The 17,959-nt window shown below is 58.2% G+C and carries 15 protein-coding genes and 1 pseudogene; 15 read left to right on the forward strand and 1 reads right to left on the reverse strand.

Annotated elements, in window-relative coordinates; all coding sequences use genetic code 11:
• The first annotated feature begins 6 nt into the window (after nt 1-6).
• The 3 genes from C442_RS13150 to C442_RS13160 all read left to right on the forward strand — a co-directional run bounded on the left by C442_RS13150 (nt 7) and on the right by C442_RS13160 (nt 3,743).
• The gene (locus C442_RS13150; RefSeq protein ID WP_239642299.1) at nt 7-987 is read left to right on the forward strand and encodes a DUF1616 domain-containing protein; all 981 of its coding nucleotides are present in this window, start codon (nt 7-9) and stop codon (nt 985-987) included.
• 153 nt (nt 988-1,140) lie between these two features.
• On the forward strand, nt 1,141-2,196 hold the full coding sequence (locus C442_RS13155; RefSeq protein ID WP_008311190.1) for a DUF354 domain-containing protein: 1,056 nt from the start codon (nt 1,141-1,143) through the stop codon (nt 2,194-2,196).
• 128 nt (nt 2,197-2,324) lie between these two features.
• Nucleotides 2,325-3,743, forward strand: coding sequence for an oligosaccharide flippase family protein (locus C442_RS13160; protein ID WP_008311192.1), 1,419 nt, complete (start codon nt 2,325-2,327; stop codon nt 3,741-3,743).
• Here the strand turns inward: C442_RS13160 and C442_RS13165 are convergent.
• Complete coding sequence (locus C442_RS13165; RefSeq protein WP_008311195.1) at nt 3,718-4,929, reverse strand: glycosyltransferase family 4 protein; 1,212 nt, start codon at nt 4,927-4,929, stop codon at nt 3,718-3,720. The genes C442_RS13160 and C442_RS13165 overlap by 26 nt on opposite strands.
• A gap of 213 nt (nt 4,930-5,142) precedes the next feature.
• Here C442_RS13165 and C442_RS13170 point away from each other — a divergent pair, with 213 nt between their 5' ends.
• The 12 genes and pseudogenes from C442_RS13170 (at nt 5,143) to C442_RS13220 (ending at nt 17,787) form a co-directional block, all read left to right on the forward strand.
• On the forward strand, nt 5,143-6,465 hold the full coding sequence (locus C442_RS13170) for a twin-arginine translocation signal domain-containing protein (protein WP_008311197.1): 1,323 nt from the start codon (nt 5,143-5,145) through the stop codon (nt 6,463-6,465).
• A gap of 257 nt (nt 6,466-6,722) precedes the next feature.
• Nucleotides 6,723-8,291: a right-handed parallel beta-helix repeat-containing protein gene (locus C442_RS13175; protein WP_239642300.1), complete on the forward strand. Its 1,569-nt coding sequence runs from the start codon at nt 6,723-6,725 to the stop codon at nt 8,289-8,291.
• 151 nt (nt 8,292-8,442) lie between these two features.
• Nucleotides 8,443-8,784 (forward strand): annotated as a pseudogene (locus tag C442_RS23085) (polysaccharide deacetylase family protein); the annotation flags it as partial.
• Nucleotides 8,785-9,063: 279 nt separating this feature from the next.
• Complete coding sequence (locus tag C442_RS22635; protein ID WP_239642301.1) at nt 9,064-9,273, forward strand: hypothetical protein; 210 nt, start codon at nt 9,064-9,066, stop codon at nt 9,271-9,273.
• A gap of 164 nt (nt 9,274-9,437) precedes the next feature.
• Nucleotides 9,438-10,430: a glycosyltransferase family 2 protein gene (locus C442_RS13185; protein WP_008311202.1), complete on the forward strand. Its 993-nt coding sequence runs from the start codon at nt 9,438-9,440 to the stop codon at nt 10,428-10,430.
• 55 nt (nt 10,431-10,485) lie between these two features.
• Entirely contained in the window at nt 10,486-11,409 is a 924-nt protein-coding gene (locus tag C442_RS13190; RefSeq protein WP_008311204.1) for a glycosyltransferase, read from the forward strand.
• Nucleotides 11,406-12,485, forward strand: a complete 1,080-nt coding sequence (locus tag C442_RS13195) for a GNAT family N-acetyltransferase (RefSeq protein ID WP_008311205.1) — start codon at nt 11,406-11,408, stop codon at nt 12,483-12,485. Before C442_RS13190 ends, C442_RS13195 begins: the two co-directional genes overlap by 4 nt.
• Nucleotides 12,486-12,512: 27 nt before the next feature.
• Nucleotides 12,513-13,538, forward strand: coding sequence for a GNAT family N-acetyltransferase (locus C442_RS13200; RefSeq protein ID WP_008311206.1), 1,026 nt, complete (start codon nt 12,513-12,515; stop codon nt 13,536-13,538).
• 246 nt (nt 13,539-13,784) lie between these two features.
• Entirely contained in the window at nt 13,785-14,369 is a 585-nt protein-coding gene (locus C442_RS13205) for an acyltransferase (RefSeq protein ID WP_008311207.1), read from the forward strand.
• The gene (locus C442_RS13210; protein WP_008311208.1) at nt 14,366-15,439 is read left to right on the forward strand and encodes a DegT/DnrJ/EryC1/StrS family aminotransferase; all 1,074 of its coding nucleotides are present in this window, start codon (nt 14,366-14,368) and stop codon (nt 15,437-15,439) included. The genes C442_RS13205 and C442_RS13210 overlap by 4 nt, the downstream gene beginning before the upstream one ends.
• Nucleotides 15,432-16,424, forward strand: coding sequence for a Gfo/Idh/MocA family protein (locus tag C442_RS13215; protein ID WP_008311209.1), 993 nt, complete (start codon nt 15,432-15,434; stop codon nt 16,422-16,424). Before C442_RS13210 ends, C442_RS13215 begins: the two co-directional genes overlap by 8 nt.
• A complete protein-coding gene (locus C442_RS13220; protein ID WP_008311210.1) occupies nt 16,408-17,787 on the forward strand; it encodes a nucleotide sugar dehydrogenase in 1,380 nt (459 codons plus the stop codon). The genes C442_RS13215 and C442_RS13220 overlap by 17 nt, the downstream gene beginning before the upstream one ends.
• Nucleotides 17,788-17,959: the final 172 nt, after the last annotated feature.

The following is a 17,959-nucleotide window of genomic DNA, read 5'->3' on the forward strand; positions in this document are numbered from 1 at the left end:
CTACCGATGATTCGCTCACTGTGTAACCGGCTGCTACACCGGACGGGACCGTACGCCGATCTGCTACTCGTCGCCAGCTATACGACCGTGGTGGCTTCGGTGTTGCAGTCTCCGGGATGGCTGGGACCGACGGCACGGATCCCCGTTGCCCTGCCAGTGTTGCTGTTCGCGCCGGGATATGCTCTGGTCGCTGCGATCTTCCCGAGCTTGACTATCGAATCAGTCACAAGCGATGGCCGAGCCCCGCCTACGCGACCTCGTAACCGGCTAAACGGGCTTGTCCCGGTCGAACGTGTGACACTCGCAGTTGTCGCAAGCGCATCGGGACTCCCGATGGTGTTGTACGGCCTCTCGATGGTGACTCGGATTCGCCTCTCGCTGATCTGTGCTGTCGCCGCTACCGTGACAGTTGGGTGCTGTGCCGTCGCTGCGGGCCGGCGGACTGTTACAGGCTGGGAGCCGCCGGTGGACGGCGGGCTTGGACGCGAAGTGCTCGGCATCGAGTCACGTATCGACGTGTTACCGGTTTTGGCCGCCGTCGTTGCAGTGGTACTGGTCACCGCCGCTGGCGTAGTGGTTCTCGATGGAAACGGAGCAACGGCGAACGCCGAACTCGCAATCGGAACTGAGAACGCTGCAGGAAATGTGACCATCGAAGACTACCAGGGCGTCTATTTCCCGGGTGATACGGGTAACTACACAGTCCAAATCGAACACCACGGCGATACGTCCCAAGAGTACACGTACGTTGTCGGCTTTGAGCGCCAGTCGGGGAACGGCTCCGGTTCCTGGTCAGTCAGGCAGCGGACGTCTGTTACCGCTCGACCGTCGATCCCGGTAACGGACGACGTGAGCGTGCAACTCGATGGACCGTCGGGCAACGGCACCGTCGTCGTGCTCCTATATGAGGGACAGGCCCCGGAAACACCCACGCGGGACAATGCACTCAGAGTGGTGTCTGTCCCTGTCGAGGTACGATTACCATGACCCCATCCGCGTATAGCCTCGGACTCTCGACAGCTAATTCGAGTATAAATTACTGGCCATCGCTTGCAGGAATACCAGATCTTATGCACCGATGGATACCGGCCCACGAGGGACCCAGTTCTGAAACTGCAACGTCGACGAGAGAGACAGCCGATGAGTGAGCGAGTCCTGTTCAGCGTCAATCATCCCGCACAGGTCCATCTTTTCAAATATGCCGCCCGGGAGCTCGAAGCAGAGGGCTTCGAGACGCTCGTGGCTGCTCGCGAGAAGGAGATGACGGTTGACCTGCTCTCGGCCGAGGGACTGGACTACGTCACACTTACCACCGAAAGCGACGGGCTAGTGGAGCTGACAGCCGAGCTTGCGAAGCGAGAGCGGCGGCTCTACAACTTGGCCCGTGAGTTTGATCCCTCCGTAATCGTCGCGCGGCTGGCCCCGCCAGCGGTCCACGTCGCCACTGCGCTTGGCTGTCGGAACCTTGTGTACATGGACACAATCCTTCGCCCGCGGACGGTTCGACTGCTGTATCACGGACTCACGCTCCCATTCGTCGACGATATCTGTTCGCCACCGGGGATGGACTTTCACGTTCCCTTTGGACAGTCACACACGGTCGGGTTCCAGGAGCTAGCGTACCTCCACCCCGACCGGTTCAAGCCGGACCCAGAGCGTCTACGAGCCCACGGTGTCAACCCAGATGCGACCTACACCGTAGTCAGACTGGCGGGCTGGGATGCGTACCACGATATCGGTGAAAAGGGGCTCGACGCGGCTACCAGGTCACAGCTCGTTGAGCAGCTATGTGATCGGGGCGAGGTGTATATTACCTGTGAGGGGGACTTGCCGTCAGAGTACGACCGGCATCAGCTCGCTGTCCCGCCGCATCTGGTCCATGACCTCCTCTACTTTGCCGACCTCTATATCGGTGATTCACAGACGATGCCAACTGAGGCTGCCCTGCTGGGGACACCAGCTATCCGAATAAATTCCGTCGTCGGAGACAACGATATGCACAATTTCCTCGAACTGGAGGAGCGGGAGCTGTTGTACTCGTATACAGATGGGACAGCGGCCATCGACCGGGCCGACTCTCTGCTGTCTGACGATGACGCGGAGCGCTGGGAGCGCGAACGTAAGCGGCTCCTGGCACAGCAGCGTGACGTAACAGAGCACATGGTCGAGCTTATCCGAACTGGTGGTAACGATTGAACCGATACAGACACCCTCTATCCCGTCAGTATGCATCGGTTTCAATCGCGGTACGCCTTGCTATAGCTAGATAATCCCCTGCTAACAAATGGATACCAGCGCAGTCCACGAGGTACTGGTGTTGCTATATGGAAGTTAGAACGGCCGTCCTGAAGTTATTCTCCGGAAATATCGCACTCGCGATCATTGAGTTTGCGGCGGTTGCCGGGTTCACTCGAGCTATGGGCACTGGGGCTATCGGGTCGTTCTTTCTTTTTCAGGCAGTCATTGGGATGCTCAATATCCCCGCTGATCTGGGCATCTCGAAGGCGGTTGAAAAACAGCTTTCGGCTGCTGCCCCGATGGGCGAGGTTCTCGGGACGGCACTCGTCGTCAAGACACTGCTGGTGCTGCCGTGGCTGGCCGGTCTAGTGGCATTTGCCTCGTATGTTGAGCAGTATATCGGCATTCCGGGCGTTGTACCCATTCTGGTCACCGGCCTCGTCATCAGACAGGTCCGAGAGCTTGCGCTGCGCCTGCTCGCGGGGGAGCTCCAGGTTGAGCGTAACGCAGCGGTGAAAGTATTCGGAAAGCTGACCTGGGTTGGAACGGGTGCCGTTTTCGTGGTAAATGGAATGGGTGCAAGTGGCCTCGTTCTCGGGTTCGTGCTGGGCGACCTCGCGGCTGCGCTCGGAGCCATGGCACGGCTCGATATCAGGGTGGGCTGGCCCCGACTGGATCGGGCGCGCGCACTCGTTGGATTCGGGCGGTACCTGTTCGTCGGGAGTGTCAGCGGAATCGTCTACGAGTGGATCGACGTGGCGATCCTCCGTCTGTTCGTCCCGGTATCGCTCGTCGGTGTGTACGAAATCGCCTGGCGGGTTGCCGCTGTCGCGCTGCTGTTGACCAACGCTATCCGCACATCGTTGTTCCCACAGATCTCAAGATGGCACGACCGGGACCGGTTTGAACGCATTGAAGACGCCTTCCGAACCTGGGTTCAGCTGTCGCTGTACGCGACTATTCCAGCGTTCGCCGGTGCAGTCGTCCTTGGCCCCGATCTTTTGACCACTATCTTCGGAAGCGCGGCTGCTGCGGGCTATCCTGTGCTGGTTGTGTTTATGCTAGAGAAGATCCTCCGGTCAGTACAGCTTGTTATCGGTCCGGCACTGTACGCAATGGATGCGCCGCAACTGGGCTACCGGGGCAGTGTCGTCGCTATCAGTGCGAACGTTGTTCTCAATCTCGCGCTCATTCCGTCTTTCGGTATCCGTGGAGCAGCGGTCGCAACGACTCTGAGCGCGGCGGCGGCCGCCGTGGTGTCAATCTATTACGTGCGGCAGTTCGTCCGCATTCCACTCCCGCGTAAACGAATCGTTTGGAGCGCTATCGCGGCGACACTGATGGCTGGTACAGTTGCGCTGGTGATTCGTCTCTTCGATCCCGGCTGGCTTCGTCTCAGCGTTGGCCTCGGAGTCGGCGTGTTGAGTTACGCCGGGCTGTTGTTGGCTAACTCCGGTATCCGAATCCAGTTGCGGCAGGCTATGGGGTCGCTTGGTTGGGCGTAGCAGTTGGGAACAGCGCTGCAGCGTGTTTGTCGACAACGGTGCTCCAGTCATGCGCCTCAGCAGTTTCTCTGGCCGTGCGCTCGATTTGACCGGCGAGAGCCGGGTCATCGAGACACTGCTCGATCGCCGAGCAAAGCCCCGTTGCTGTTCCATCGTACAGGAGCCCATTGTCTCCGTCCGTAATCAGGCGCTGGTGTGGCGGAATATCTGTTGCCATGACGACTGCGCCGGCTGCCATGTATTCGAGCAGTTTCGCCGGGTAACTGATTCGATACGACTCGATATCCTCTAGCGGAGAAATGGCCACATCAGTCCGGGTCAACAGCCCTGGGACGTCACTGTGGGGCACTCGTCCGTACCAGACGATCTGGTCAGCCACTCCCAACTTCACAGCCTTTGCCTGCATTGCATCGATGTAACCGGATTGGCCATCACCCGCGATATGGAACTCAAACGTCTCGCCACACTCTGCGAGCGCTTCAATAACGTGTGGGAGCCCCCTGGCTGCGCCGAGCGAGCCGACGTATGTCACGGTCAGTGGTCTAGAGAAGGAGTCACCAGTCTGTCGTCCGTCAGCGGGCTCGAACGTCTCAGTATCAACGCCCATTCCGATGACTGTCGCCGACGAGAGGTCCAGTCCGTACTCCTGTTCGGTGACTTGACGGATCCCCTCAGTCAGACAGGTGACCTGATCACACCGCTGCAAAGCCACTTTGACTGCGGCGGCGTACCCTGCCCAGATCATGACGGAGAGGCGCTCCACGGGCGACATATCTGCCTGTCTAGACGTGACAAAGTCACGCTTCTGTCGGACCGGAACCACCTGAAGCCCAGCGACAAAGCGCGAGTCACCGGCAATAGCACCAACCCATGCCTGAACGAGGGTTCGCTGGAAGCCATAGGTGGCATCGAACCGATGCCGAGCCCCGAGTACGGTCGCGTACAGTGTGGCGATGATGAAGAACGCTATCGTCGAAACGAGGCGGGTGTTGCCGGTTCGGATCGGATGGTAAACGACTGACGTGTTACCGGTATCGCCTGCATCGTGGTCTTTGTCGGCGCTACAGATGACATGAACAGTGTGTGTAGCTGCAAGCTTTGTCGAGATGTAGTGTGGGACAGTCGCGCTGAACGGTGATCTAACATCGCGGTGATGAATCAGTAGGAGAGAGCGACGCTGTGCCATCGGCTCAGGGGTTACAGACCCACCGGTACGGGTCGAATGCCTCGTGTGATTGTTCCTGCTATCATTTGCACCGAAAGTCTACGGTTACGGTCATAAGTAAAGGGGAGTTATGCGTACACAACCCGGAGACCGCACGGGAAGGCAGCGAGAGCTACCCGACTCGTCGACGGTAAGGTGTGTATTATATAATATCTCAGACAGCTACAGGCGGCAATGAATGGAGGCCAGCGGACGCGGCGGGGGTTTCTTAAAGGGATCGCCGCTACGGCCTTGACAGTCGGTATTAACTACCCCGGGACTGTCACGACCCAGTCGCGGTTCGACACTGTCGTCAACGCCATTGCAGCGGGTGCAGACCCCGATGGGTCGGAACGGATCGACAACGTCCTCGAGGGGTACATCGATGATGATACACTCATCGAGTTCCCCGCGGGAAGGTATCGTCTTGGCTCCCTCGACGTCGGCCCTGTTCGTAACTTGGGTCTACGAGCGAAGCCCGAGGCGCGGGTCTTGTTTGAGCCCGCGACACCAGCCAGCGATCAGCGCTCACTCATTACGTTCGAAGGGGTCGAAGACCTCCTTTTAAATGGACTGACATTTGACTTTTCACGGCCGGGATTCGGAAACACTCTCAGGGTGATCGCTAATGGTGACTTTCTGGCTCAGGACCTCAGAATCCGTGGTCAATTGCCGGATCAGGACCGGACGATACCACACGTCGGGTTCCGGTTTGACGTGCGCGACCCGGATTCGACAGGGGTTGTGAGAGATGTCTCTGCCCCTGACGGTGGACATCAAGGGGGGAACAGCGTTGGTATCTTCGTCGGTAAAAACCACGCCGGCACACTTCGATTCGAGAACTGCACTGTCGCTAACTTCCCCAATAACGGACTCTATGCCTCCGCGCCGGGCCGAAGCAGTCGGAACTATAGGGGTCGGGACGGCGTTGTACACGTTAAAGGGGGTCTGTACGCAAATAACAACATCGCTAACGTTCGGCTGGGATCGACCGGATCGACGGCTTACGGAGTCACGGTTCGCGTCGATTCGGTACCACCGTACCCGTCACTGGAGAAGCTAAACGTCCGCGGAATCAGGCTACGTGCCCAGTCCGGACAGTTCATCAGCGACTGCGATATCACTATCACTAGTGACGCAGGCCCCGGATTCGGTGCTATCGTCTATCACCCCGACCACGACTCTTCGACCGTTCGCAACACGACGATCCACGTCGACAAAGACGAGTACAATGCGGTCAGGGCCATCAGTGGGGACAGTGGCGGCACCGGGGCACCACTTACTCTCCAGAACGTTAGTGTGACTGGCGACGCAGCCGGCGGTGCTGCCGTTGTTATCGCTGATCGAGACAGAACAGTACTGCGGGACTGCGTAATCGAGCAGTCGGGAGCGGGGCGCGATGGAGTTAGGTTCACCAGTGCAGACGAGTGCCTAATAACCGACTCAACCATTCAGGTTCCCGGCGAGCCGCTGTCGCTTATCGACTCATCCGTGCGGAAGGTTCGGCTTACTGTCTGAATCTGTTCCTACCAACTGAAGCGTAACTGGTAGTTACTTGGCCCCGAAAAATGCGGTAGTCGTAATCACGCTTTATTGCATTATTAGTAACGTTCTCCTGAATGGTCGAAAAGAATTACATACTACCCCACAGTTATGATGGGGCCAGTTCTAGTGCGGACTCCGCCAAAGAGGGACGGTTACTACTGACGCGAAGGCAGCTACTGGGAGGCATACTGGCTGCAAGTACAGTACCGATGATTCCGAAGGGACTTGGAATGCCATCTTCTCGCACTCTCGAAATAATTTCAACGGATCAGCAAAGCGAGACTGGCTCCCTCGACGTGCGCTACGAGTTTACCACAACAGGCGAGATTGTCCCGGTAAATGACGGCGAGAACGCAGCAGAGGCCAATGATAGCGTGGCGAAAAACGACGACGAAACGTGGACTGCGATTGGGTGGACAGGCAATGGATTCGGCGATAGCTACGAAATCAACGGTATCGTTACCGATTTCAATGCCAGTGGGAACTACGAAATCCGGCTGGACGGAGCGGTGGTTACAGTCTCGGAGCTAGTTGCACCGGCTGACCACGTCGTTGAGATACAGACCACCGAAGACCCCCCTGAACTCGATTACGAACTGACGACGACGGGTGAGCCGATTCCGTGTACTGGTGATACGGAAAACGCCGCTGACGACAATGACAGGATCGTCCGTAACGACGACGACACCTGGATGATCGACGGATATACTGGTAACGGCTACGGCGACCAGTACTACTTTTCCGGCGAGATTATCGACTTCGGGCCCGTTGAGCCGTTCGCTTCGGTATACGTTGATGGGAAGCAGATCGACCTCTCGCCGTTTGAGCGGTCTCCAGATCCGGCTACAGAGATCGGCGGTGGCGGCAGGTATACCAACACGGTTCCTGAGTCAGATGCCAACTACGTAGTCGAGACACTCTCCGAGTTGCTTACTGCACTGGATGCTGCTGGCCGCGGCGATATTGTCTACGTTGCTGGCGACGCTACCATTGATGCCTCGCCAGTTACCGGAAGTGACCGGCTAACTGTGCCTGCCGGAGTAACCCTCGCTTCTAACCGTGGTATCGACGGCGCGTCGGGTGGCCAGATCTCCACTGGCGTCATCGATTATGAACACCTCATGGGCCTGAGCGAGGACGTCCGATTGACCGGACTCCAGATCAGAGGACCCGAAACCGGATATCGCGAGTACAGTACCCCGGTATCCAGTGGCGTCACCGTTGAGAGAACAGGCTGTGAAATCGACAACACCGAGCTATGGGGGTTCAACCACGCAGCACTCAAACTCCGAACGTCGACACATATCCATCACTGCCATATCCACGACAACCCCATGGGCGGACTGGGCTACGGTATCCAATGTTTAGACGGGGACAACACGCTCATAGAGTACAATCGATTCGACTTTAATCGCCATTCTGTTGCGAGTGGGACCGGGAAGGCCGGATACGAGGTCCGATACAATCACTTTGGCGGCACCGAAACACCCTCCTATCAGGTCGGAACACATCAGCCGGGTGGGACGACGCTGCTGATCCATCATAACACCTTCACGCCCCTCCGACACGTTGGTCGACATCCTGGGGAACCGGGAACGCACGTCAGCATCCGTGGCGTCCCCGAAGACCGCGGTGAGATCCACCACAACTGGTTTTACAACCCAAAGCAGCCATCGGCGGGTCGGGGTAACGAAGCAGTCATCCAGCCACACGTCGAATCGTTAACAAACCTTCGTTTCGGGAACAACCACTACGGACAGAATATTCCTGACGGCGATGTGGGGTGTCCACGGCGCTAAAAAGTACTCTAAGGAGAACGTTACTAACACCCTAGATTCTGAAGACATCCAATCGATGGGGACCGTCGTCATTTCGCTGGACGCCGAACTCGCATGGGGGTTTGTCGATTTCCCGGTCTTACCGGACCGACGACTCGCGCGCGCCCGGGAGATGTGGCTAAAATTGTTGGACCTGTTTGAAAAGTATGATCTTCCCGCCACTTGGGCGGTCGTTGGCCACTTGTTTCTTGAAGACTGTGATGGTCGACACCCGAACCACCCGCTCGATGCGGCGTGGTTTGACAGAGAACGGTCTTCAGAGCATGAGGATCTGTGGTGTGCGCCGGATCTCATTGACACAGTTGCCGACGCGACAGTCGACCACGAAATCGCTTGTCATTCCTTTTCACACGTTAATTTCCAGTCTAGCAGGGCCTCGAAGTCTGTTGCGGCGGCCGAATTGGGGCGGTGTCACAAGCTCGCCGACCGTTGCGGAATTGATCTGTCCAGTTTCGTGTTCCCACGTAACCGTGTTGCACATCGCGATGTCCTTGCGAGATCGGGTTTTCGTTGTTACCGTGGGCGGCAGCCACCGTGCTGGCACACTGACAATCGATTGACGCCACTGGTTCGGGCCGTCAGTGGCTCGCCGCTAGGAATTACGCCGCCCATTGTCCATCCTCGTGTCGACGAGCATGGACTCGTTGAGATCCCGGCGTCGCTGTTACTGTTTTGCTTCGAAGGATGGGCTCGCCAGATAACTGAGACACTGTGGGCTGACCCCGTTGTCAAAATGGTCCAGCGAGGGGTCAACCAAGTCGACGGTGGTGATGGAATCTTCCACCTCTGGCTTCATCCAAACAATCTCATCAACGACGCGGGGATCAAGCGGATGGAGTCGGTATTATCATATATCGATCAAAAGCGTGGCCCGGGTCTCGCGGTCCGGACCATGGAGACAGTCGCACAGCGGACTGTCGGCTCGGCCCCGCAGCAGACCTAGTAAGTCCATCCTTCTACCGATAATGAACTTATAATTAACTGAGAGTCAGCCATCGCCACACTATCTGTGGAGTTAGCAGAGAGATATGATACTATACATATGTGCTAGGCGGTCGAGCGAGGCCCTGGTGGGGCCAGTTGACTGTCTCAGCCTGATGGGTGAGGATGTATAGAGGGCACACTGTTGGTGTGGTTGTCCCAGCGTACAACGAAGCGGGACTCGTCGGGACTGTCATCGATACAATTCCGGAATACGTCGACCGGATTTACGCTATCGACGACTGCTCGACAGACGACACATGGACAGAAATTCAGGCACACGCAAGACTGGACCAGGCGGATGCCCAGTCCAATCCGGAGCCATCCGTGCAAACAGATGGTGGGTTTGAACAGCGAGTCTGCCCGATACGCCACGAAACTAATCGCGGCGTCGGTGGCGCGATCAAAACAGGGTACCGCCATGCGTTGCGGGACCACATTGACGTGACTGCCGTGATGGGCGGTGATGGGCAGATGGATCCGAGTATTCTCGACTCATTCCTCGATCCCATCATCGACGGCGAGGCGGACTACACGAAGGGTAACCGTCTCCACAGACCGGCGTATCGTGAAGCGATGCCCCGTGCCCGGCTTGTCGGCAATGCGATCCTCACAGCGTTGACAAGGGTCGCGTCGGGCTATTGGGGGATAACAGACCCCCAGAACGGGTATACAGCCATATCACGGCAGGCGCTGTTGGCGATCGACCTTGACGGGATGTACGAGTACTACGGGTACTGCAACGATCTGCTTGTGGAACTCAGCGTTAGTGAGATGCGGGTTGCAGATGTTCCGATGCCAGCGAAGTACGATGAAGCCGAGTCGAGTATTCGCTATCGGGAGTACATTCCAAGGGTCTCGTGGCTGTTGGTGCGGAACTTCTGTTCACGACTGGATCGAGCATACGTCCGAGAGGGGGTCTACCCGCTCGTACTGTGTTACGTCGCTGGTTTCAGTGCGATCTGCGTCGGACTGGTCGCCGGCGTACTGGGGCTGGCACAAGACACTGGACTTACAGCGGCGGCGCTCGCAAACCTGTTTGGCGTCCTCGTCTTTTCGCTCGGAGTGGTCCTCGACCACCGGAAGAGTCCTGGGACAGAGGTGGGTGTACGTGACTGAGTGTCTCTGGCAGGACCCAGCGACCACTCCTGCCACAAAGAGGGAGTAAATCCCGATGGACGTTCTTCAGCTTGTGACAACCCGGCGGCCGTTTTTTCACAAGCAAGTCGAAGCGCTGGAGCGTCACGGCATCAACTGTACGGTTCTGGAGGTGCCCGGTGGCGACGAAGCTACTCGGTCACCGATGGCGTATCTCCAGTTCTACACGGAATCGCTTAGTGCCTCCCCGTGGCAATACGACCTCGTCCACGCTAACTATGGATTGACTGCGCCGATGGCACTGGCACAGCCGACCCGTCCGGTCGTCCTGTCGTTATGGGGATCGGACATTTTCGGCCAGTACGACTGGCTGAGTCGCCAGTGTGCCACGCTCGCTGACGAAGTCGTCGTAATGTCTTCGGCCATGGCTGATGCGCTTGGAGAAGCGTGTCATGTGATCCCTCATGCCGTCGATTTCGAGCAGTTCGAGCCAGTCCCGACCGAAACTGCCAAACAGACGTTGGGCTGGGATGACGGCAAATATCACGTGCTGTTTCCTTACGACCCCGACCGTGCCGAAAAGGACCATCCCCGAGCCGTCCGTGTCATAGATGCGGTCAACGAGCGTCTCGACACGCCGGTCTCGCTTGAGGTCGTCCATGGGGTCGCCCACGACCGGGTCCCGACATACATGAACGCCGCAGATGCGCTCATACTGACCTCGACCCACGAGGGGTCACCGAACGCGGTCAAAGAGGCGCTGGCGTGTAATACACCAGTGGTCTCGGTAGATGTCGGTGACGTCGCAAGTCTGATCGATGGGGCCGCTCGGTCTGCCGTCTGCGCGGACGACGAAGAACTCACGACGGAACTTACAGCGACCCTCCAGTCGTCAGAGGCTGTCCACGGACGGGCTGCTGTCGAGCCGCTACGTCTGAATCGGATGGCAGAGCGTCTGACCGCAGTGTACCGATCAGCTATCGACCGGAGGTGTGCATGACTGCTCACGAGACGACGATCCACAGTACAGTTACAGCCGTCAACGCGAACCAGTGGAACAATCTCGTCACACAGTCGGACCTCGGAACGGTGTTCCACCGGCACGAGTGGCTCCGGGCAGTCGAAGCAGGTCTGGATCGGCCAGCCTATCACGCGGTCGTGACGAAAGGATCGAACCCGGTTGCTGTGCTTCCGACTGTCCTGGTACCGGTTGCAACCCCCGACCCAGCGGATCTACCGGGCCCCGATCGGGTTGTGGAAGCGACGGCTTCGCACCTGCCAACTGAGCGTCTAGTGTCGCTCCATCCCGGCACTGGCGGTCCAGTAATCGCCACAGACCACGAGTCGTGCCTCGATACGATGCTGTCGGCACTCACAACAGCAGCGCCACGGCAGGCGCTTTCGCACAAAATACGGACCGGGAGCCAGGCACAGAACAGATACAGTAAGTACCTCATCGGCCAAGGGTATGAATCGACAGTCACTTCCTGCCGACTCGTACTTGACCTTGCGCCCGGGTGGGACCGTATCAAGTCCGGAATGGACCGGACACGACGGACGGAACTACGCAACGACGCAGTTACCGTCGAACGAACTGACTTCGATGGCCCGATGCTGGCCTCAATCCATGCCGACTACGTCCAGAACATGGAGCGAATCGGAGCGGATAGCTTTCCAATGGCCTTCTTTGAGGCGCTTGCCGAACACATGGACGAACGAGTCGAGGTGTTTACTGCTCGCCGTGAGGGCAATACCCTCGGCCGGCACATCTGCATCGTAGATGAGGAGCAGTCAGCCCTCAGATACTACTTTTCGGCAGTTCCGGAGACGTCAGCCTACGAATACGGGACATCGGAACAGCTCCATGGCGCGGCCATTCAGTGGGCCATTGACGCTGGCTTCGAGAGCTACGACTTCGGCGCGACGGGTGCGGACTTCAGAGACGGATTGTTTACGTATAAGTCACAGTACGGACCAGCGGTCTGCCCGATCGTCCAGTGGGACAGAGGGCTTTCGGCGGTCGCCTGGCGTGCGTTCAAATTCGGACGCCGGCTCTATCGCGGACAGAACTACTGAGATGACAACTGGAACCAAACCACGACAATGAGTATCGAGATTGAGTGCGTCGGGACAGACCGACATGAAGAGTGGGATAGCGCTCTTGAACATTCGCCACACGCTACTGTCTTCCACCGGTGTGCGGCTCTAGAGCAACTGGCAGCCGACTCAGGGACGGAAATCCACCGGCTGATGGGGTTCAAGGGACAGGAGCCGATCGGTGTTCTGCCAGTCTTCGAGCTTCGAAAGGGGCCGTTCAGTGCTGTTTTTTCCCCGCCACCGAACCTCTGGATTCCCCGACTTGGTCCGGCGTTCGTCGTTCGAGGGGACCCCAAGCAACGCAAGCGTGAACGACGTCGGCAGGGATTCATCGATGCAGCATTCGAGTATATCGAAGACACGATTGATCCGAAATACCTCCGAGTGCGGTCGCCAACCGGGCTCAATGACGTCCGGCAATTCAAGTGGAATGGCTGTACAGTTCGGCCGGAGTATACGTATGTCACCGACCTCTCTGGTGGAAAAGACGCCGTTCGAGACCGGTTTACCAGCGAGGCGCGTCGGCGGCTCCGTATCGGGCAGGAGTCGGAGTCCGAGTACACGATCTCTGAGGAAGGACTTGACGCGACTGAGACGGTGATGCACCACGTTGAAAGCCGGTACAACGAGCAGGGCGAGCCGTTCCCCGTTCCCACTGGGTTCCCCGGGCGGCTCTACGAAGCGCTTCAACCGGGGCAAATCCGCCCCTACGTTCTCCGAGTGGATGGCGATGTCGTCGGCGGGCACATTTATTACGACGACGGAGACACAATTTCGGGCTGGCTCGGGAACGTCAAGCCCCCCGATCATGTGGACCTCCCGGTCAATGAGTTGCTCATCTGGCGAGGGATTACTGATGCGATCGAGCGGGGGCGAACAGCCTATGAACTGGTGGGTGCAGGTGACCCCCGTCTAAACAGGTATAAACTCCATTTCGGGCCCGAGCTAACCGGGTTCTACTCTATGGAGCGGAGCGGAGCCGGTATCGATTCACTACTGCAACTGTATCGGTGGTTTGCACAGTACTCCTGATTTTACAGGTACTGTGTATATAATCACTCGTTGAAAAGAATAACTTACTGATAGGTATGGTAGTATTATATAAAATATATACTTTATAATAAAGCCTGTATAGTAAAAATAGCCGCTTGGACATGCCTTCTAACCATAGGGCTTGTTGGTGGTATGGAGAGCAGTACTCGGCCAGTAACACGCTGGTTCCTTTCCTGCTGAACAACGTATTTACGAGCAACAGGGTGAGCGGAGGTATCGAATTCTATGCGAGCTGAGGTGGGTGAAAGCGCAACTATTTCGCCACAGGCGACGGTGGGCTACGAGTACAATGACGATGTCTCACCGACAGTCCTCGGCACAGCGGCAACAGTACGTGCCGGGACAGTCATCTACTGTGACGTCGCCATTGGAGCATCGTTTGTCACAGGACACAACGCACTGGTTCGGGAGCATACAACCATCAGTGACGATGTCGTACTCGGAACGAACGCCGTTATCGATGGGAAGACGGAGATTGGCTCTCATGTTAGTCTTCAGACAGGGGTGTACGTCCCGTCTCAGACAACCATCGGGGACAACGTCTTCCTCGGCCCACATGCAGTCCTGACAAACGACAGGTATCCAGTGCGTAGCGACGGTAGACTGTCGGGGCCAACCATTGAGGACGGAGTCACTATCGGGGCGAACGCCACGGTGTTACCTGATGTGACTATCGGCGAGCACAGCTTTGTTGCTGCAGGGGCAGTCGTCACGACAGATATTCCGCCGAATAGCTTAGTGGTCGGCGTCCCGGCCAGCCACGAACCACTGCCGCCTGAACTAGATACACGAAACAGGCTAGAGCAATGATCAACCTTGCCACACCCGACATCGGGGATGCGGAGCGCGAGCGGGTGCAAGCAGTACTCGATAGCGGACAGCTGGCGGACGGTCCGCAGGTGCGAGAGTTCGAGAGCGAGTTCGCCACGCACTGTGGGGTGTCCCACGCCGTTGCTACCGCCAACGGGACCACAGCCCTCCACGCTGCGCTGAAAGGACTTGGCATCGGAAGTGGCGACCGTGTCCTGACGACGCCGTTCTCGTTCATCGCGAGCACGAACGCAGTTCGCCTCGCCGGGGCGGAGCCGATATTTGCCGACATCGCTCCGGCAACGTACACCTTAGACCCCGACAGCGTTGAACGGACTATTGCGGCCCACGATGGGGCCGTCGACGCTATCATCGCTGTTCATCTCTACGGATTACCTGCCGACATGACCAGGTTGCGAAGGATCGCTGACGAGCATGACATACCGCTAGTGGAGGACGCGGCACAGGCCCACGGAGCGGCTGTCGGCGGCGAACCGGTCGGTAGTCTCGGCGATGTGGCCTGTTTCTCCTTTTATCCAACAAAGAACATGACTACTGGCGAGGGTGGGATGGTTGTCACCGACGATCCTGTGGTCGCGGCTCGGACCGAGCGGTTCGTCAACCACGGTCGTGGCGACGAGGGATACACCGACGTAGGGCATAATTTCCGGATGACGAGTATCGCTGCCGCTATCGGCCTAGCACAACTAGAATGCCTTCCAGAGTACGTCGCGACTCGGCGAGAGTACGCGACGATACTGACTGACGCACTCTCGGCGACTGACCTGACGACTCCTGTCGAACCGTCCGACCGCCGGCACGCCTACAATCAGTACACTGTTCGCTGTCGGGACCGAGACGGATTGATCGACCATCTCACCGCACACGATATCGGATACGGTGTTTATTACCCGACCCCGATCAACGAACAAGAGGCGTACAGCGGTGTTACTGCCGACACACCCGAAGCTAAGCGCGCAGCTGCGGAAGTATGCTCACTTCCGGTACATCCGGCGCTGGAGCAACGTGAGGTCGAGCGAGTGGCGGAGGTGGTCCAGACGTATGGGTGAGACGCTCGATGTCGGTGTTGTTGGCGTCGGAGCAATGGGTCGACACCACGCCCGTGTCTACAACGAGCTGTCCGGTGCGACGCTGATCGGCGTTGCCGACGCCAACGCGGACCGAGCAAAGCAGATCGCTGACGAAAATGGGGTCCGGGCCTGTGACAGCGCGGAACTGTGCAAGCAAGCCGATGCGGTCTCAATCGCCGTCCCGACGCGGTACCACGCCGAGGTTGCTCGACAGTGTATTGACGCTGGGACTGGGATGTTGATCGAAAAGCCGTTGGTCGTGAAGACTGCGACCGGACGCGACCTCATCGACGCTGCGGATGCCGAGGACGTGACCCTTCAGGTAGGCCATATAGAGCGGTTCAACCCTGTGACAGAGGTCTTGGATGAGATCCTCGCAGATATCGATGTTATTTCTGTGTCGGCCAAACGGCTAGGGCCGTCAGTCGATCGCACTGTTGAGGACTCGGCAGTCACCGACCTCATGATACACGACATCGATCTGATCTGTCATCTCCTGCCGTCCGCAGTATCAGATATTCAGGTCAGCGGCGCTGCACAGGGCCGATACGCGACAGCAACGTTAGAGTTTGCCTCCGGAGTCATTGGCTCGCTGACGGCGAGCAGGGTCACAGAAAAGAAGATCCGCCAGTTCAAAATCACCGCGGATTCCTGTTACGTGACCGCTGACTTCATTGATCAGTCACTGGAAGTCCATCGCCAGTCAGTTCCGGAGTACGTTGCGACGGACAACGAGGTCCGGTACCGCCATGAGAGTATCGTCGAGAAACCGGCAGTACGCACCGGGGAACCACTCAAACGCGAACTCGAGTCCTTCCTCGATGCTGTACAGACGAACAGCCAACCGCGTGTCACAGGTGAGGACGGGATCCAAGCCGTCGAGTTAGCACAGACGATTGACCGAAAAGCGTTCGACACGGGATCTTCGGAAGGGGAGTTCACCACCAATGCACAGACAGACTGAGTCAGTAGGTGGCGTTTACGGGAACGACGCCACTGCCGAGCAGGTTCAAACCGCGTTTGAAAACGGAACCCTCCCGGTGGCAGTGTACGGACTCGGCAAGATGGGGCTCCCGCTGGCTGCTGTGTTTGCCGACGTCTGTGGCGCTGTCATCGGTGTCGACATCGATCCGGCAGTCGTTGAAAGTGTCAATGCTGGCAACTGCCACGTCCAGCGCGAACCGGGACTGCCCGATTTAGTGGCAGACTGTGTCGCCGCCGGGAAACTTCGCGCGACGTCTGACCCGGCCGCTGCGGCGGCTGCAGCGAACGTTCACGTCGTCATCGTGCCGACACCGCTCACTGACACGTCTGAGCCCGATCTCTCGATGCTTGACGCTGCTATCGATGGGATTGCGGAGGAGGTCGCACCCGGGGACCTCGTCCTTGTTGAGTGCACCGTTCCACCACGGACGACTGCTGACCGCGTCCAGCCCGACATCGCTGCGGCAGCCGGCTTAGAGACCGATGCGTTCGGTGTCGCATTCTGTCCCGAGCGGACCGCGAGTGGACGCGCTATTCAGGACATCCGCGGCGCGTACCCGAAGGTCGTTGGCGGTGTCGACGATGAAAGTACCCGACTGGCAGAGTGCATCTACACCAGTATCAACGACAGCGGTGTTATCGCTGTCGCCGACGCAACCACTGCCGAATGTGTCAAGCTGTTTGAGGGATTGTACCGTGATGTCAACATCGCGCTGGCAAACGAGCTAGCGACGTTCACCGACGAGCTTGACGTCGACGTTCGGGCAGCAATCGAGGCTGCCAACACGCAACCGTTCTGTGACATCCACGATCCTGGACCCGGAGTTGGTGGCCACTGTATCCCAGTCTACCCCCACTTCCTCATCGAACCGTTTGACACCGAGGCACCGTTGCTCGAAACCGCACGCGAGGTCAACGATTCGATGCCGGTGTTTACAGTCGAGACACTCCGCGAAGAACTGGCCGCCGACGGCGTGGAACTGGCCGCGGCCAGCGTCCTTGTGCTCGGGCTGACCTATCGCCCCGGTGTGGAGGAAACGCAGACATCGCCGGCCCGTACAATCGCAGAGAGGCTGTCAGCGGCCGGGGCCGACGTCGACGGGATCGACCCGCTTCTCGACGATACCGCCGAGTTCGACCTGAAGCAGCTACCACTTTCTCGGGCGTCAGAGCGGGACTACGACGCTATCGTCATGGTCACACCGCACAACGAGTTCGGGGCGCTAGACTGGGCCTCGATGGGCCGACCAGCGGGCTCAGTCGTCATCGACGGGCGGGACACACTGACGTTGTCTGACACCAGCCATCGTGTCTACACCGTCGGGCGCGGACCCGTAGAGTAGACGGAGATACGCCAGTCAGTTGTCCTGCCAGTCAGGTAATCCTGCCAGTCCACGTTCCGGGACGCCACTAATCGTCAACACGGTTGCGGTGGAGCTGAACGCTCGTTTACTGGCCCGTCTGCAGGCTGTCACATGGACTGGCCGCACTCCCGTCGAACCGTTCCGTAATACC

It is taken from the genome of Haloarcula amylolytica JCM 13557 (assembly GCF_000336615.1).
Lineage (GTDB): Archaea > Halobacteriota > Halobacteria > Halobacteriales > Haloarculaceae > Haloarcula > Haloarcula amylolytica.

What these genes read in the sequence shown, in the direction of transcription:
- C442_RS13155 (WP_008311190.1), top strand. Translation starts at nt 1,141, where the DNA reads ATGAGTGAGCGAGTCCTGTTCAGCGTCAATCATCCCGCACAGGTCCAT.
- C442_RS13195 (WP_008311205.1), top strand. Translation starts at nt 11,406, where the DNA reads ATGACTGCTCACGAGACGACGATCCACAGTACAGTTACAGCCGTCAAC.
- C442_RS13150 (WP_239642299.1), top strand. Translation starts at nt 7, where the DNA reads ATGATTCGCTCACTGTGTAACCGGCTGCTACACCGGACGGGACCGTAC.
- C442_RS13175 (WP_239642300.1), top strand. Translation starts at nt 6,723, where the DNA reads ATGCCATCTTCTCGCACTCTCGAAATAATTTCAACGGATCAGCAAAGC.
- C442_RS13170 (WP_008311197.1), top strand. Translation starts at nt 5,143, where the DNA reads ATGAATGGAGGCCAGCGGACGCGGCGGGGGTTTCTTAAAGGGATCGCC.
- C442_RS13220 (WP_008311210.1), top strand. Translation starts at nt 16,408, where the DNA reads ATGCACAGACAGACTGAGTCAGTAGGTGGCGTTTACGGGAACGACGCC.
- C442_RS13165 (WP_008311195.1), bottom strand. Translation starts at nt 4,929, where the DNA reads ATGGCACAGCGTCGCTCTCTCCTACTGATTCATCACCGCGATGTTAGA.
- C442_RS13200 (WP_008311206.1), top strand. Translation starts at nt 12,513, where the DNA reads ATGAGTATCGAGATTGAGTGCGTCGGGACAGACCGACATGAAGAGTGG.
- C442_RS13215 (WP_008311209.1), top strand. Translation starts at nt 15,432, where the DNA reads ATGGGTGAGACGCTCGATGTCGGTGTTGTTGGCGTCGGAGCAATGGGT.
- C442_RS13160 (WP_008311192.1), top strand. Translation starts at nt 2,325, where the DNA reads ATGGAAGTTAGAACGGCCGTCCTGAAGTTATTCTCCGGAAATATCGCA.
- C442_RS13205 (WP_008311207.1), top strand. Translation starts at nt 13,785, where the DNA reads ATGCGAGCTGAGGTGGGTGAAAGCGCAACTATTTCGCCACAGGCGACG.
- C442_RS22635 (WP_239642301.1), top strand. Translation starts at nt 9,064, where the DNA reads ATGGTCCAGCGAGGGGTCAACCAAGTCGACGGTGGTGATGGAATCTTC.
- C442_RS13185 (WP_008311202.1), top strand. Translation starts at nt 9,438, where the DNA reads ATGTATAGAGGGCACACTGTTGGTGTGGTTGTCCCAGCGTACAACGAA.
- C442_RS13190 (WP_008311204.1), top strand. Translation starts at nt 10,486, where the DNA reads ATGGACGTTCTTCAGCTTGTGACAACCCGGCGGCCGTTTTTTCACAAG.
- C442_RS13210 (WP_008311208.1), top strand. Translation starts at nt 14,366, where the DNA reads ATGATCAACCTTGCCACACCCGACATCGGGGATGCGGAGCGCGAGCGG.